Below are 16,581 nucleotides of genomic sequence, written 5' to 3' on the forward strand. Positions count from 1 at the left end.
AAATTGTTATGAATGTTAGATAAAAGCAAACAATTGGTTATAAGGAGAACGTATGCGCGTCATTACTCTGGCCGGAAGTCCACGATTCCCTTCGCGCTCCAGCGCCCTGCTGGAATATGCCCGTGAAAAACTTAATGCCCTGGATGTGGAAGTGTGCCACTGGAACCTGCATAACTTCGAACCTGAAGATTTGCTCTATGCCCGTTTTGACAGCCCGGCGCTTCACACCCTGACTGAACAGCTTAAAGGCGCTGATGGGTTAATCGTGGCGACACCCATTTATAAAGCCTCTTTTTCCGGGGCACTGAAAACCCTGCTTGACCTGCTCCCTGAACGTGCGCTGGATGGCAAAGTAGTGCTGCCCCTGGCAACCGGCGGCACAGTGGCGCATTTACTGGCCGTGGATTATGCCCTGAAGCCGGTCCTGAACGCCCTGAAAGCACAGGAGATCCTTCACGGTGTGTTCGCGGACGACTCCCAGGTCATTGACTATCAACATAAACCGCACTTTACACCCAATCTGCAAACCCGCCTCGATAACGCCCTGGAAACCTTCTGGCATGCCCTGCATCGCAGGGATATCCAGGCACCTGCGTTTGGTCATCCGCAAGGAGTCGCCCATGTTTAAAACCGTAACCCGTATTGGACTGGCCGGACTGATAGCGCTGACGTCGCTGGCCCATGCCGGGCAAACTGCACCTGAAAGCTTACGCATTGGTTACCAGAAAGGCAGCGTCAGCATGGTGCTGGCAAAAAGCCACCAGCTTCTGGAAAAACGCTTCCCGGACACCAAATTCTCCTGGGTTGAGTTCCCGGCAGGTCCGCAGATGCTGGAAGCGCTTAACGTTGGCAGTATTGATTTGGGCAGCACAGGCGATATTCCGCCGATATTCGCCCAGGCTGCGGGAGCAGACCTGCTCTATGTTGGCGTTGAACCGCCCAAACCGAAGGCCGAAGTGATCCTGGTGCCTGAAAATAGCAACATTAAAAGCGTCTCCGACCTTAAAGGGCATAAAGTTGCTTTCCAGAAAGGCTCCAGCTCACACAACTTGCTGCTGCGCGCTCTGCAAGAAGCCGGGCTCAAGTTTACCGACATTCAACCCGTTTATCTGACGCCTGCCGACGCGCGCGCCGCGTTTCAGCAGAAAAACGTTGATGCCTGGGCAATCTGGGATCCTTACTATTCCGCTGCATTGCTACAGGGCGGCGTTCGCGTGCTGAAAGACGGTACCACGCTGAAACAGACCGGTTCGTTCTATCTTGCAGCAAGACCGTATGCGGATAAATACGGTGCCTTCGTGCAGGACGTCCTCAATACCTTTACTCAGGCCGACGCACTGACGCAAAACCAGCGTCAGGAGGGTATCGCCCTGCTGGCCAAAACCATGGGCTTACCTGAACCGGTGATCGCGAGCTATCTCAACCACCGTCCGCCGACCACCATTACACCCGTAGACGCGCACGTCGCCGCACTTCAGCAACAAACTGCCGACCTCTTCTATCAAAACCACCTTGTTCCAAAACAGGTGAATATTCGCGAACGTATCTGGCAGCCCGCCGGTAAAGAAGGAACAAAATCATGAGCCTGAATCTTTTCTGGTTTTTACCCACCCATGGTGATGGCCACTATCTTGGTACGGAAGAGGGCTCACGCCCGGTTGACCATGGCTATCTGCAACAGATTGCGCAGGCAGCGGACCGTATCGGTTTCACTGGCGTACTGATCCCGACCGGACGCTCGTGCGAAGATGCCTGGCTGGTTGCTGCATCAATGATTCCGGTGACTCAGCGTCTGAAGTTCCTGGTGGCATTGCGTCCGAGCGTCGTCTCACCCACCGTGGCGGCGCGTCAGGCGGCAACCCTGGACAGACTGTCCAACGGCCGCGCCCTGTTTAACCTTGTTACGGGCAGCGATCCGCAGGAGCTGGCGGGTGACGGTGTGTTCCTCGATCACACTGAGCGCTATGAAGCCTCCGCCGAATTCACTCGCGTCTGGCGACGTCTGCTGGAAGGTGAAACCGTGACGTTCGAAGGTAAACATATTCATGTTCGTGACGCGAAACTCTACTTCCCGCCCGTCCAACAGCCACGCCCTCCTCTCTATTTTGGAGGGTCATCGGACGTGGCGCAGGACCTTGCGGCAGAACAGGTTGATCTGTATCTGACCTGGGGCGAACCGCCAGAGCTGGTCAAAGAGAAAATCGCCCAGGTGCGCGCTAAGGCCGCGGCCTATGGTCGCACAGTGCGCTTTGGCATTCGTCTGCACGTGATTGTGCGTGAGACCAACGAAGAAGCCTGGCAGACGGCCGATCGTCTCATCTCCCATCTGGATGATGCCACCATCGCGAAAGCACAGGCTGCGTTTGCCAAAACCGACTCCGTCGGACAGCACCGGATGGCATCCCTGCACAACGGCAAGCGCGAGAACCTGGAGATCAGCCCAAACCTGTGGGCGGGTGTCGGTCTGGTTCGTGGCGGTGCGGGCACGGCGCTGGTTGGCGATGGTGCGACCGTGGCAGCACGTATTAATGAATACGCTGACCTGGGTATCGATAGCTTTATTCTCTCCGGTTATCCGCATCTCGAAGAGGCGTACAAAGTGGGTGAGCTGTTATTCCCCCATCTGGATGTCGCCATCCCGGAAATTCCGCAGCCGCAACCGCTCCAGCTTCAGGGCGAAGCCGTGGCGAACGAATTTATTCCACGAAAAGCGGCGCAAAGCTAAGGAGTGACCATGTCTGCCACCTCACAAAAATGGCTCCTGCGTACCACCCCGTGGTTTTTGCCCCTTGGTATTGTGGTTGTCTGGCAGCTCGCGTCGTCTACTGGCTGGCTGTCGAGCCGCATTTTGCCCTCCCCGGAGGGCGTCGTAAAAGCGTTCTGGTCGCTGAGCGTCAGCGGAGAACTGTGGCAACATCTGGCGATCAGTTCCTGGCGCGCGGTGATTGGTTTTTCCATCGGCGGCAGCATCGGGCTGGTGCTGGGTCTGGTGAGCGGTCTTTCCCGCTGGGGTGAACGGCTGCTGGATACGTCTATTCAGATGCTGCGCAACGTGCCGCATCTGGCGCTGATCCCGCTGGTGATTTTGTGGTTTGGTATTGATGAGAGCGCCAAGATTTTCCTCGTGGCGCTGGGTACGCTGTTCCCGATTTACATCAATACATGGCATGGGATCCGTAACATCGATCGCGGTCTGGTCGAGATGGCGCGCAGCTATGGTTTATCAGGCTTCGCGCTTTTTACCCACGTGATTCTGCCAGGTGCCCTACCCTCCATTATGGTCGGGGTGCGCTTTGCGCTCGGCCTGATGTGGCTAACATTGATAGTGGCTGAAACCATCTCAGCCAACTCTGGCATTGGCTATCTGGCGATGAACGCCCGCGAATTCCTGCAAACGGACGTGGTGGTGGTCGCGATCATCCTTTATGCCCTGCTCGGCAAACTCGCCGACGTCAGCGCCCAGTGGCTGGAGCGCAGCTGGCTGCGCTGGAACCCGGCCTATACCACTCAGGAGGCGAAAGCATGAACACAGCCCGACTGACTCAGGGTACACCGCTGCTGCTCAGCGGCGTGACCAAACGCTATGGCGAAAACACCATTCTGAATGCGCTGGATTTGCACATTCCTGCCGGACAATTCGTAGCCGTTGTCGGGCGCAGCGGCGGCGGTAAGAGTACGCTGTTACGCCTGTTAGCCGGACTGGAGGCCCCCAACGATGGAGAAATTCTTGCTGGTACAACGCCGCTGGCGAATATTCAGAACGACACCCGCATGATGTTTCAGGATGCGCGCCTGCTTCCCTGGAAAACGGTAATTGATAACGTCGGGCTGGGGCTTAAAGGCAACTGGCGAGATGAGGCCCGCAAGGCGCTTGCCGCTGTAGGGCTGGAAAATCGTGCGGATGAATGGCCTGCGACGCTGTCAGGTGGGCAGAAGCAGCGCGTAGCGCTGGCGCGGGCGTTAATCCATCGTCCGGGCCTGTTGTTGCTTGATGAGCCGCTCGGCGCACTCGACGCCCTGACACGAATCGAAATGCAGGATTTGATTGGTTCCCTGTGGCAGAAGCATGGCTTTACGGTGCTACTGGTGACGCATGACGTATCTGAGGCGGTAGCGATGGCCGACCGCGTGCTTCTGATAGAAGAAGGGAAAATGGGTCTGGATCTGACGGTGGATATTGCGCGTCCTCGCCGCGTAGGATCAGCAAGACTGGCGGAGCTGGAGGCGGAGGTGTTGGATCGGGTGATGAAACGTGGGGAAACAGAGATACAGCGCGTTAAGGCTAATGCCTGAACCCCTCACCCCGCCCTCTCCCACCGGGAGAGGGCAGGTAAAGCTTTCTATCAGGCCAGTGCCTTAGCGATCTTCTCGTACAGATCGCCAGACAAGTTTTCCAGCCCTTTCAGTTGCTCAAGTGCAGCACGCATTTTCGCCTGGCGCTTCGCATCGTAGCGTTTCAGACGGATAAGCGGCTCGATCAGACGTGACGCCACCTGCGGGTTACGGCTGTTCAGCTCAGTCAGCATTTCCACCATGAACTCATAACCGCTGCCGTCTTCGGCGTGGAACGCAGCCGGGTTACTGCTGGCAAACGCGCCAATCAGGGAACGTACGCGGTTCGGGTTGCTCATGGTGAACGAACGGTGCTTCAGCAGGCTGCGTACTTTGCTGAGTGCGTCTTGCGCCGGGCTGGTCGCCTGTAGGATGAACCATTTGTCCATCACCAGGCCATCCTGATGCCACTTGTCGTCATACTCCTGCATCAGCACATCACGGCACGGCAGTTCGGCGGCGACGCTTGCAGCCAGGGCAGCCAGCGCGTCTGTCATGTTATCCGCTTCGTGATACTGCTTGCTTACCAGGGTGTTCGCCAGCTCGGTTTCACCAAACGCCAGATAGCGCAGGCAAGTATTACGCAGAGAACGCTTACCAATGTCTGCGTGCTCTACGCGATAAGCATCAAGTTTATTGGCGTTAAAAATAGCCAGGAACTCATCTGCCAGTTCGGTCGCCAGCGTGCGAGTCAGCGCTTCACGCACCGCGACGATGGCAATTGGGTCGATGATGTCAAACAGTTCGGCGATTTCACTGGCCGATGGTAGCGTCAGGATTTCAGCCGCCAGAGCCGGATCAATCTTCTCATCCAGCAGGATTGCGCGGAACGCGTCAGCCACATGGACAGGCAGCGACAGCGGTTGCCCCTGTTGATGGCGATTTACATTCAGCTTGATGTAAGTCGCCAGCAGACTTTGCGCGGCATCCCAACGGGAGAAGTCGTTACGCGCGTGACGCATCAGGAACGTCAACTGCTGATCGCTCCATTTATACTCCAGCTTCACTGGCGCAGAGAATTCACAAAGCAGCGCAGGCACCGGCTGGAAGTAAACGTTGTCGAAGATAAAGGTCTGCTCAGATTGGGTTACATTCAGCACGGAATGCACCGGATGGCCGCCCTTCTGCAGTGGGATCACTTTACCTTCGTTATCATACAGTTCAATACTGAACGGAATGTGCAGCGGATATTTCTCTTCCTGCTCTGCCGTTGGCGGCGTGCGCTGACTGATGGTCAGGGTGTACTGTTCGGTTTCCGGATTGTAATCGTCTTTGACGGTGACAATCGGTGTACCCGCCTGGCTGTACCAGCGGCGGAAGTGAGAGAGATCCACATTGGAGGCATCTTCCATCGCCTGAACAAAATCGTCGCAGGTGGCCGCGCTGCCATCATGACGTTCGAAGTAGAGCTGCATCCCTTTCTGGAAGTTCTCTTCACCCAGTAGAGTGTGGATCATGCGGATAATTTCAGAACCTTTTTCATACACTGTCAGGGTGTAGAAGTTGTTCATCTCAATGACTTTATCCGGGCGGATAGGGTGCGCCATTGGGCTGGCATCTTCCGCAAACTGCAGGCCACGCATAGTGCGCACATTGTTGATGCGGTTAACCGCACGAGAACCCAGATCGGAGCTGAACTCCTGGTCACGGAAGACGGTCAGGCCCTCTTTCAGACTCAACTGGAACCAGTCGCGGCACGTGACGCGGTTACCCGTCCAGTTATGGAAATACTCGTGACCGATAACACGTTCGATATCGAGATAATCTTTATCGGTGGCAGTATCAGTGCGGGCCAGCACGTATTTAGAGTTAAAGATGTTAAGGCCCTTATTCTCCATCGCGCCCATGTTGAAGAAATCGACAGCCACAATCATATAGATGTCGAGATCATATTCGAGACCAAAGCGCTCTTCGTCCCACTTCATGGAGTTGATAAGCGACGTCATCGCCCACGGTGCACGGTCCAGGTTGCCACGGTCAACAAACAGCTCCAGTGCCACCTCGCGGCCGGAGCGCGTTTTGAAAGTGTCGCGTAACACATCGAAATCACCCGCCACCAGCGCAAACAGATAGCATGGTTTCGGGAACGGATCCTGCCATTGCACCCAGTGACGGCCATTCTCCAGCTCGCCTTCGCCCACACGGTTACCGTTGGAGAGCAGGAATGGGTAGAGGGTTTTATCGGCGATAATTTTCGTTGTGAAGCGTGCCAGCACATCCGGGCGATCGAGATACCACGTAATGTGACGGAAACCTTCCGCTTCACACTGAGTGCACAGTGCCACGCCAGACTGGTAAAGTCCTTCCAGCGCCGTGTTGGCGGCCGGGCTGATTTCATTCACGATGCGCAGCGTAAAGTGTTCCGGCAGGTTGTCGATCACCAGCTGGTTGTTTTCTTCTTTATAGTCAGACCAGGATTCATCATTAATATGCAGGGAAACCAGCGTCAGGTCTTCACCATCAAGACGCAGCGGCACAGCTGTCGCGCTGTGGCGCGTCACCTGGCTTACCGCCGTCACAACGGTTTTAGTGGCATCCAGGTCAAAAGTCAGATCGATATCGCTAATCAGGTATTCCGGCGCACGATAGTCGTGGCGGTATTTGGCTTGTGGCTGTTGTGTCATAGAAAACCTTATGCATCGTTTGTCGAGTAACGTTTCAATATATTCCTGTTGTGTAAAACACGCTATGCAGAATGTTCATCTTTTCAGGTACAAAACCCTTTTTTGCTACATTTATATAACATGGGGCACAAAATGCCCTCGACCATAAAACGCGCTTATGTTGTGATCGGGGTTCAATAAATCACTAAACAAGGTATACTCCGGAGTTGTTTATTGTACTAAACGCTCCTGTGAGAGGATGCTACTGCGCACCTATGACTCAATTCGCTTCTCCTGTTCTGCATACGTTGCTGGATACCGACGCGTATAAACTGCATATGCAGCAAGCCGTTTTCCACCATTACTATGACGTTCATGTCGCGGCCGAATTCCGCTGCCGTGGCGACGACTTGCTCGGTATCTACGCAGACGCTATTCGTGAACAGGTCGATGCTATGCAGCATCTGACGTTGCAGGACGATGAATATCAGTGGCTTTCTGGCTTGCCTTTCTTCAAAGCCGACTACCTGAACTGGCTGCGCAACTTCCGCTATAAGCCAGAGCAGGTCACTGTACTTAACGATAACGGTAAGCTGGATATTCGTCTTGAAGGTCCGTGGCGGGAAGTGATCATGTGGGAAGTGCCGCTTCTGGCGGTGATCAGTGAACTGGCCCACCGCTACCGTTCACCGGAAAACGGTGTTGAACAAGCGGTCGCCGCGCTGGAAACCAAGCTCGCGGGCTTCACCACGCTGACGGAAGGACTGGATATGTCCCGCTTCCGCCTGATGGACTTTGGCACCCGTCGACGTTTTTCTCGCGACGTCCAGGATGCCATCGTTAAGCGTCTGCAGCAGGAACCGTGGTTTGTGGGCACCAGCAACTACGATCTGGCCCGTCGCCTTAACCTGACACCTATGGGCACCCAGGCTCATGAATGGTTCCAGGCGCATCAGCAGATAAGCCCAGACCTGGCTAACAGCCAACGCGCGGCACTGGCCGCATGGTTAGAGGAGTACCCGAATCAACTGGGGATCGCCCTCACCGACTGTATTACGATGGATGCCTTCCTGCGCGATTTTGGTCCCGAGTTCGCTGAGCGCTATCAGGGGTTACGTCATGATTCCGGTGATCCGGTTGAATGGGGTGAGAAGGCTATTGCCCACTACGAAAAGCTGGGTATTGATCCAATGAGCAAGGTTCTGGTCTTCTCCGATAATCTTGACCTGCCGAAAGCTGTTGAGCTCTATCGGCAGTTCAACACCAGAGTTAACCTCAGCTTCGGGATTGGTACCCGTTTGACCTGCGACATTCCTCAGGTAAAACCTCTGAATATTGTTATAAAACTGGTGGAATGTAATGGCAAGCCGGTGGCGAAGCTCTCCGATAGCCCGGGTAAAACCATCTGCCATGACAAAGCGTTTGTCCGCGCGCTACGTAAAGCGTTCGATCTTCCCCAGATCAAAAAAGCCAGCTAAGTGCTTAAGGGAGCCTTTATGGCTCCCCTCTCCTTATTTATTTCTCAATTCTTCTCTTTTGACTGCGAAATTTACTTGTCTGATAGCAGATGGCAGGTAACATAGATATCCCCCGATAAGGGTGGACAAGTGTCTATTTTTTCCGACTATTAACAGAGAGAATATTATGAGCGTTGTGCCTGTAGCCGACGTACTCCAGGGCCGTGTCGCCGTTGACCAGGAAGTCACCGTGCGCGGATGGGTGCGTACCCGCCGAGATTCTAAAGCTGGCATCTCCTTCCTTGCCGTCTATGACGGTTCCTGCTTTGATCCTGTACAGGCCGTCATTAATAATTCTCTGCCCAATTACAATGATGACGTTCTGCATCTGACGACGGGTTGTTCCGTTATCGTTACCGGTGTCGTTGTGGCATCACCGGGCCAGGGCCAGAGTTTCGAAATTCAGGCATCCGCAATCGAAGTGACCGGCTGGGTTGAAGATCCGGATACTTATCCGATGGCGGCAAAACGTCACAGCATTGAGTACCTGCGCGAAGTCGCTCACCTGCGCCCACGTACCAACCTGATTGGTGCAGTAGCGCGTGTGCGTCATACGCTGGCCCAGGCGCTGCATCGTTTCTTCGATGAACAAGGTTATTTCTGGGTGTCTACCCCGCTGATCACCGCGTCCGATACTGAAGGTGCAGGTGAAATGTTCCGCGTCTCGACGCTGGACATGGAAAACCTGCCGCGTACGCCAGAAGGTAAAGTGGACTATGACAAAGACTTCTTCGGCAAAGAGGCTTTCCTGACGGTTTCTGGCCAGCTTAACGGTGAAACCTACGCTTGTGCGCTGTCAAAAATCTACACCTTTGGTCCAACCTTCCGCGCCGAAAACTCCAACACCAGCCGTCACCTGGCGGAATTCTGGATGCTGGAGCCTGAAGTGGCATTCGCCAACCTGGACGATGTTGCTGGTCTGGCGGAAGCGATGCTGAAGTATGTCTTCAAAGCGGTCCTGGAAGAACGTCCTGACGACATGAAATTCTTCGCAGAGCGCGTAGACAGCGATGCTGTAGCGCGTCTGGAGCGTTTCGTTTCTGCTGACTTTGCACAGGTGGATTACACCGACGCGGTAGCAATCCTTGAGAAATGCGGTGAGACGTTTGAGAACCCGGTGTACTGGGGCGTTGACCTGGCGTCTGAGCATGAACGCTATCTGGCCGAGAAACATTTCAAAGCACCAGTTGTCGTGAAAAACTACCCGAAAGACATTAAGGCCTTCTATATGCGCCTTAACGAAGACGGTAAAACCGTTGCAGCGATGGACGTACTGGCGCCGGGCATTGGTGAAATCATCGGCGGTTCTCAGCGTGAAGAGCGTCTCGACGTACTTGACGCGCGTATGGAAGAGATGGGTCTCAATCCGGCTGACTACAGCTGGTATCGCGATCTGCGCCGTTACGGTACCGTTCCGCACGCCGGTTTTGGTCTGGGCTTCGAGCGTCTGATCGCCTACGTGACCGGTGTTCAGAACGTACGTGATGTTATTCCGTTCCCACGTACTCCACGTAACGCCAGCTTCTAATCGACAAAAACATCAATGGCCAGCAAATGCTGGCCATTATTTTATTCTGTATTGTCAGTTTACGTCAGTTCAAAGTCAGCATTTTTAAACCACCACCCCGTCACAACCACTACCTGTTACGTATTGTTTCCGTGAAATATCCAGCCACAAAAAACAAACTCCATTCTTATTGCGATTATTACATCCTCAAGCAATAGCACAAATTTCAACCACTTTTTCAGCCATCCAGATGTCTTTATTGCATCATAAGAAAAAACGAGTCGTTTAACGTCTGTTTATATGAATTGCCTTTATCCAAATTAATTATAAGGAATTCATATATATAGAATAAATGCTGCCGCTTAATTCGCCAGGGAGTTCTGAAGTTTGAGGTGGTTCACAAAGTTCCGAAAAATACACATTTAGTTACACATATTTTCTTTCGGTTACTTAATCTTGAGAATTGTAGCACTTTCAGGCTAGCGAAACGCTTCGGTGAATGGAAAGATGCCTGTCAGATACATAAAGACACCAAACTCTCATCAATAGTTCCGGAAATATTTATTGACAGAATTTATTGACGGCAGTGGCGAGTGTCATAAAAAAACCAATGAGGGTAATAAATAATGATGAAGCGCAATATTCTGGCAGTGGTTATCCCTGCTCTGCTGGTAGCTGGTGCAGCTAACGCTGCCGAAATCTATAACAAGAATTCGAACAAGCTGGACTTCTACGGTAAAGCTGTAGGCGAACACCAGTGGACGACTAACGGTGATTCTAATAACAACGATACCACCTATGCCCGTATCGGTTTCAAAGGTGAAACCCAGGTTAACGACCAACTGACCGGTTACGGCCAGTGGGAATACAACATGGACGCGTCCAACGCAGAAGGCTCTCAGGGTACTAAAACCCGTCTGGCTTTCGCTGGTCTGAAAGCAGGTGAATACGGTTCATTCGATTACGGCCGTAACTACGGCGTATTCTATGATGCGCTGGCTTCAACCGATATGCTGGTTATCTGGGGTGGCGACTCACTGGCCGCAACAGATAACTTCATGGCTGGCCGTAGCACCGGTCTGGCTACCTACCGTAACTCCAACTTCTTCGGTCTGGTTGATGGTCTGGCACTGGGCCTGCAGTACCAGGGTAAAAACGAAAACGGTCACACCACTTCTCGCCAGAACGGCGATGGCGGTAGCTACTCCCTGGGCTATGACTTCGCAGAAGGTTTCAACGTAACTGCGGCATACACTAACTCTGACCGTTCCACTAAGCAGTCTGCTGACGGTAAAGGTGAACGTGCTGAAGGTTGGGCAACGTCTCTGAAATATGATGCGAACAACGTATACGCATCTGTAATGTACGGTGAATCCCGTAACATGACTCGCGAAAATGATGACCAGTTCGCGAACAAATCACAAAACTTCGAAGCTGTAGTTCAATACCAGTTCGACTTTGGTCTGCGTCCATCCCTGGGCTACGTGCAGTCTAAAGGTAAAGACCTGACCGCCCGTACTGCTAACGGTTCTACTTTCGCTGGTGGCGATGCTGACCTGCTCAAATACATCGAAGTGGGTACCTGGTACTACTTCAACAAGAACATGAACGTTTACGCTGCGTACAAGTTCAACCTGCTGGATGAAAATGATTACACCCGTGCTGCAGGTCTGTCTACCGACGACCAGGCTGGTGTTGGTATCGTTTACCAGTTCTAATCAGAACACCACTTTGTTATATGCTTAATGAACAGGGCTTCGGCCCTGTTTTTTTATGCCTGACAGAAAATAATGGCGACTTTTGAAAAGCCGCACGCTTTTCGTCGCAAACGGTTGGCATTTTGTAAATCTACCGTTAACCTGATAGCGGATTTCACTTCTGTAATCACAATGGAACTTCGTCATGTTTGAGAACATTACCGCCGCTCCTGCCGACCCTATTCTGGGCCTGGCCGATCTGTTTCGTGCCGACGACCGCCCTGGCAAAATCAACCTGGGTATTGGTGTATATAAAGATGAAACCGGCAAAACTCCGGTACTGACCAGCGTTAAGAAAGCTGAGCAGTATCTGCTGGAAAACGAAACCACCAAAAACTACCTCGGTATTGATGGTATCCCTGAATTTGGTCGCTGCACCCAGGAGCTGCTGTTCGGTAAAGGCAGCGCAATTGTGAGTGACAAACGTGCCCGTACAGCACAGACCCCTGGCGGTACCGGTGCGCTGCGCGTGGCGGCGGATTTCCTTGCGAAAAACACCTCTGTTAAGCGTGTCTGGGTAAGCAACCCAAGCTGGCCGAACCACAAGAGCGTCTTTAACTCTGCGGGTCTGGAAGTGCGTGAATACGCTTACTACGACGCAGCAAACCACTCTCTCGACTTTGACGGTCTGCTGGCGAGCCTGAGCGAAGCGCAGGCGGGTGACGTGGTGCTGTTCCACGGTTGCTGCCATAACCCAACCGGTATCGATCCGACGCTTGAGCAGTGGGAACATCTGGCGAAGCTGTCCGTAGAAAAAGGCTGGCTGCCGCTGTTTGACTTTGCCTACCAGGGCTTCGCCCGTGGTCTGGAAGAAGATGCAGAAGGCCTGCGCGCGTTCGCAGCCGTGCATCAGGAGCTGATTGTCGCAAGCTCTTATTCCAAGAACTTCGGTCTGTACAATGAGCGTGTTGGTGCCTGTACGCTGGTAGCGGCAAACGAAGAGACCGTCGATCGCGCATTCAGCCAGATGAAATCTGTGATCCGCGCTAACTACTCTAACCCACCAGCACATGGTGCGTCTGTTGTTGCCACTATCCTGAGCAACGATGCGCTGCGCGCCATCTGGGAACAAGAGCTGAATGACATGCGTCAGCGTATTCAGCGCATGCGCCTGCTGTTTGTGAACACCCTGGCTGAGAAAGGCGCTGACCGCGACTTCAGTTTCATCATCAAACAGAATGGTATGTTCTCTTTCAGCGGCCTGACCAAAGAGCAGGTTCTGCGTCTGCGTGAAGAGTTCGGTGTGTACGCAGTGGCGTCTGGCCGCGTGAACGTGGCAGGCATGACGCCTGACAACATGGCACCACTGTGCGAAGCGATTGTCGCCGTACTGTAATTTGCGCCCATAAAAAAGCCTGCATTATGCAGGCTTTTTTTATTCTGGTTACCAGACAGGCATTTCATCCTGAAGGAACGGGTTATGGAGCCGTTCATATCCCAGCGTTGACATCGGACCGTGTCCAGGGATAAACGTCACATCATCGCCCAGCGGCAATAACTTCTGTTTAATCGACTGAATCAATTGCCCGTGGTCACCACGCGGAAAGTCGCTGCGTCCTACGCCACCTTTGAAAATCACATCGCCGGAAATCAGCAGACGGGACTGGTCATCAAAGAAGACGATATGGCCTGGCGTATGCCCAGGACAATGCAACACCTGTAAAGTCACATTCCCTACGTTCACACGCTCTCCTTCATTCAGCCAACGATCGGGCGTCAGAGGTTGACACTCATCAAGGCCAAACATGCGGCTTTGGGCTGGCAAACCCTGCAGCCAGAACTCATCTTCTTTTTCCGGACCGATCACCGGCACACCATAGTGCTGTGCCAGTTCTGCCGCTGCGCCGACATGGTCAAGGTGACCATGTGTCAGTAATATCTGCATCAGCGTCACACCGCTGTCTGCAACTTCCTGTTTGATCTTCTCAGCGTCACCGCCGGGATCGACAAGCGCGGCCAGTTTGGTTTGTTCACACCAGATTAATGAACAATTCTGGGAGAACGCCGTAACCGGAATAATACGATAGTTCATACTGCTCCTGTGTTTCGTTATTACCAGTGCCGAACTGGACCGGTATCAATATGTACAAAGTTGCTGCTGGGGTAATATCCTACACCACCTGCACGCATAGATAACGCAGCTTTGCGAATATTGGCTAACGAAACGCCTTCAATATGGAAATCCATTGCCTGTCCCTTCGTGTGATAGCTTTTTTTCGCTACCCCGCGACTGTGGGCGCGCAGTTCATTATTGGTATCAATCGAGCGATAACCCGAAATAAGCTGCACCGGCTTGCTGGTACCCAGCAGGCCCTGAAGGCGGAAAAGCTGATCAAACAGTCCTGGATCGATGGCTTTTATTTTATTCGCGCGGTAATCACGGAAAAAGTGGTTAAGTCTTGCTAATTCATCCTGAATATAGCCTCTGCCATCGAAGAATTCCGCTTTTAGCGACTCACCAGTATGGAGATTGTTGAGCGTTAAAACTCGCGGACGAGGTGTCGAGAGGGTGGCAAATGCTGGCGTCGGCAGGATGGCCGCTGCGCCGAGCGCAACACCACCTAACGCCAGCAGTTTGCGGCGATTAGCGTCAAATTTGTCCATGATAATCAGGTCTACAGGTCAATGTTTATCGTAATATGCTTAGCGCACGAAGGGCACCTTAACTGGCAAAACCGGGTACGTCAAGGCGCCCAACCCCAGTGAATACGCGGCTTACAGCGATATTGCCCCTTATTCACCATAACTTACGACAATCATTTTTCCCGAACTGCTTCATTTACCTGATTAATTGTTCGGCTTTTGGCAAAATTTGTGCGCCGGATCGCGCGGTGAGATCATAATTGTAAATATCTGTACGATACTGAGTACGCCCGTCTTCGCCAACAAACGCGGTCAGATAGTAGAGATTGACCGGAATATTGTGTCGAATGTTAACGTACCGCGTATCCCCCTGTTTCAGGGCATCAGAAATACGCGTATCGTTCCAGCCCGCATCCTGCAACAGCATATTGGCAAGCTCTGAGGCTTTGTTCACGCGCACACAGCCAGAACTCAGGGCGCGAGTATCTTTCTGGAACAGGTTGTGGTTCGGGGTATCGTGCAGATAGATAGCTTCTGAACTCGGCATATTGAATTTGTAGCGTCCCAGTGAGTTATGCGCCCCTGGAGCTTGCTGGAAGCGGAACGGTAAATTAGATGCCGTAATCGTCGACCAGTCGACCATGTACGGATCGATTGCCTCTTTGCTGTTCCATCCCCGCATAACCGTATAGCCATGACGTTCCAGGTAACCCGGATCGTTCCAGACTTTAGGCAGAATATCTTTGCGCGCCAGTGTCGGCGGCACATTCCACGGCGGGTTAACCACCACGTTATTCAGCGCACTGCTCATCATCGGCGTTTTACGATCAGGACGTCCGACAATCACGCGTGACGCCAGTACTTCGCTACCGTTCTGGTAATAGACCAGCGAATACGCAGGAATGTTAACCATGATCCCGGTAGAGAGCGTTCCCGGCAGTAAGCGCAAACGCTGGATATTGAGCGCCAGCACCCCTGCCCGCTGCGCAGGTGATACGTTCAGCCAGTCACGCGTCGACTGACCAATGACACCATCGGCCCCCAGCCCCTGCGCGGCCTGGAACTGTTTAACTGCCGCAACCAGTTCGCGATCGTAAACCGCCGGTTTGTCGCTCACGACCACCGCTTTCTTCTCTTTCACAGAGGCTGATGGACTGACCACGACGTTTTGCGGATCATCACCAGGCAGTGCAATCTTTGGCCCGCCGTTCAGAATACCGGAACGCTTAAGGATCTCACGCAGAGCAGGCACATCGCTGCTCCACTGCCCCGGACGCAGTGTCGCACTGCCACGCATTTGCGGCCATGGACGCGAATCCCCCACCAGTTCAAGAAGCGACTGGTGCAGGGTGGCATATTGCGGATGCGCTGGCGCAAGACTGGCTATAAAGCGGGGTAGATCGCCATTATCCAGAGCCAACTGCCACTGATTAATCACCGACAGTGCCGGCGTCGCCAGCTTATAAGGCTTATCACTGTACAACCAGCGGTTGCCATTGACCGGAATACCAGCCACAAACTGCAGGTAGCCCATCATCGCATCGGAAAGCACCACGTCCCGCGCTTGCCCGGTGACTGAAGGATCGGTTAACAGCTCAACCCACGCTGTAAACTGCGGCTGGAACCCGGCAATCGCCACTTCCGCCAGCTGTTGCTGAAAGGCGCGTACTGCGTCACGGTTGTCCCACATCGGTTTCATATCGCGGGCAGCATAGAGCAGCGTGAGCTGGTTGATATAGACGGGTGTGTACCCTGAAGGCAGCCCAGCGTGTAGCTGCTGACGGAGAGAGTCGACGTCGATGCCTTCAGGCAACGGCTTAATACCGGCCATAATGGCCGTTGCAGGTGACTGTTCCAGCGGTTGAGACAACGACGTTGGCTGTGCGCCTGTCGTTGCGGAGCTGTCAGTCGGTACAATTTCAGGCTCATCGGCCTGAGCGGTTAACAGCGGAGCAAACATCACTGCCAGGCATAAACTGAGCGCAGACAGCTGACGACCACATTTTTTCTTTAGCAACATCCCTTGCCCCCTGTTTTCACGACATGCCCATCACGGTGGGGCTTTCTTCTATTATAGGTAGATGGCAAATCTGTTGCCTTACCTTATGTAAAGAAGTTTAAAGATAACGCAGCCCTAAGCACAAGTTAAGTTTAAAATAAATATCCTCCGGCATAGCCGGAGGTTTTTCATATGCGCCTGTAAGGCTTTGTTACCAGCCGCGCCCTACCAGGCGCATCGCAATCTGACATTTGCATCTATGGATTACTTACGGCCCGTAAAC

Annotated in this window: 13 protein-coding genes; 9 read left to right on the forward strand and 4 right to left on the reverse strand. The window is 53.2% G+C overall.

All coding sequences use genetic code 11. The features are described 5' to 3' along the window. Nucleotides 1-52: 52 nt before the first annotated feature. From ssuE to ssuB, 5 genes are read left to right on the forward strand one after another with little or no spacing between them, the layout of a single operon-like run. Nucleotides 53-628, forward strand: coding sequence for an NADPH-dependent FMN reductase (gene ssuE / locus HED65_RS09390; RefSeq protein WP_028019224.1), 576 nt, complete (start codon nt 53-55; stop codon nt 626-628). Next, entirely contained in the window at nt 621-1,583 is a 963-nt protein-coding gene (locus tag HED65_RS09395) for a sulfonate ABC transporter substrate-binding protein (RefSeq protein ID WP_114978361.1), read from the forward strand. The genes ssuE and HED65_RS09395 overlap by 8 nt, the downstream gene beginning before the upstream one ends. Beyond that, nucleotides 1,580-2,725, forward strand: a complete 1,146-nt coding sequence (ssuD, locus tag HED65_RS09400; protein ID WP_114978362.1) for an FMNH2-dependent alkanesulfonate monooxygenase — start codon at nt 1,580-1,582, stop codon at nt 2,723-2,725. Before HED65_RS09395 ends, ssuD begins: the two co-directional genes overlap by 4 nt. A gap of 9 nt (nt 2,726-2,734) precedes the next feature. After that, nucleotides 2,735-3,526 carry an aliphatic sulfonate ABC transporter permease SsuC gene (ssuC, locus tag HED65_RS09405; protein WP_114978363.1) on the forward strand — a complete coding sequence of 264 codons (792 nt, stop codon included), beginning with the start codon at nt 2,735-2,737 and terminating at the stop codon, nt 3,524-3,526. Then, nucleotides 3,523-4,293, forward strand: coding sequence for an aliphatic sulfonates ABC transporter ATP-binding protein (ssuB, locus tag HED65_RS09410; protein ID WP_114978364.1), 771 nt, complete (start codon nt 3,523-3,525; stop codon nt 4,291-4,293). The genes ssuC and ssuB overlap by 4 nt, the downstream gene beginning before the upstream one ends. 50 nt (nt 4,294-4,343) lie before the next feature. Here the strand turns inward: ssuB and pepN are convergent, their stop codons facing one another. After that, nucleotides 4,344-6,956, reverse strand: a complete 2,613-nt coding sequence (gene pepN, locus HED65_RS09415) for an aminopeptidase N (RefSeq protein WP_114978365.1) — start codon at nt 6,954-6,956, stop codon at nt 4,344-4,346. A gap of 254 nt (nt 6,957-7,210) precedes the next feature. Here pepN and pncB point away from each other — a divergent pair, with 254 nt between their 5' ends. The 4 genes from pncB (at nt 7,211) to aspC (ending at nt 13,052) form a co-directional block, all read left to right on the forward strand. Then, entirely contained in the window at nt 7,211-8,413 is a 1,203-nt protein-coding gene (gene pncB / locus HED65_RS09420) for a nicotinate phosphoribosyltransferase (protein WP_114978366.1), read from the forward strand. 166 nt (nt 8,414-8,579) lie between these two features. Next, on the forward strand, nt 8,580-9,980 hold the full coding sequence (gene asnS / locus HED65_RS09425; protein WP_028019231.1) for an asparagine--tRNA ligase: 1,401 nt from the start codon (nt 8,580-8,582) through the stop codon (nt 9,978-9,980). Between the two features lie 605 nt (nt 9,981-10,585). After that, nucleotides 10,586-11,677, forward strand: coding sequence for a porin (locus tag HED65_RS09430; RefSeq protein ID WP_114978367.1), 1,092 nt, complete (start codon nt 10,586-10,588; stop codon nt 11,675-11,677). 184 nt (nt 11,678-11,861) lie between these two features. After that, entirely contained in the window at nt 11,862-13,052 is a 1,191-nt protein-coding gene (gene aspC / locus HED65_RS09435; protein WP_047346900.1) for an aspartate transaminase, read from the forward strand. A gap of 48 nt (nt 13,053-13,100) precedes the next feature. Here aspC and HED65_RS09440 read toward each other — a convergent pair whose 3' ends face one another. From HED65_RS09440 to ldtD, 3 genes are all read right to left on the reverse strand, one after another. Further along, a complete protein-coding gene (locus HED65_RS09440) occupies nt 13,101-13,748 on the reverse strand; it encodes an MBL fold metallo-hydrolase (protein WP_025755996.1) in 648 nt (215 codons plus the stop codon). Between the two features lie 20 nt (nt 13,749-13,768). Next, nucleotides 13,769-14,320 (reverse strand): peptidoglycan L,D-endopeptidase MepK, encoded by a 552-nt coding sequence (gene mepK, locus HED65_RS09445; RefSeq protein ID WP_168112384.1) that lies wholly within the window; start codon nt 14,318-14,320, stop codon nt 13,769-13,771. A 175-nt stretch (nt 14,321-14,495) separates the two neighbouring features. Beyond that, complete coding sequence (ldtD, locus tag HED65_RS09450; RefSeq protein WP_114978369.1) at nt 14,496-16,319, reverse strand: L,D-transpeptidase; 1,824 nt, start codon at nt 16,317-16,319, stop codon at nt 14,496-14,498. Between the last annotated feature and the right edge of the window lie 262 nt (nt 16,320-16,581).

The sequence above is a fragment of the Pantoea sp. LS15 genome, from assembly GCF_012241585.1.
GTDB lineage: Bacteria > Pseudomonadota > Gammaproteobacteria > Enterobacterales > Enterobacteriaceae > Enterobacter.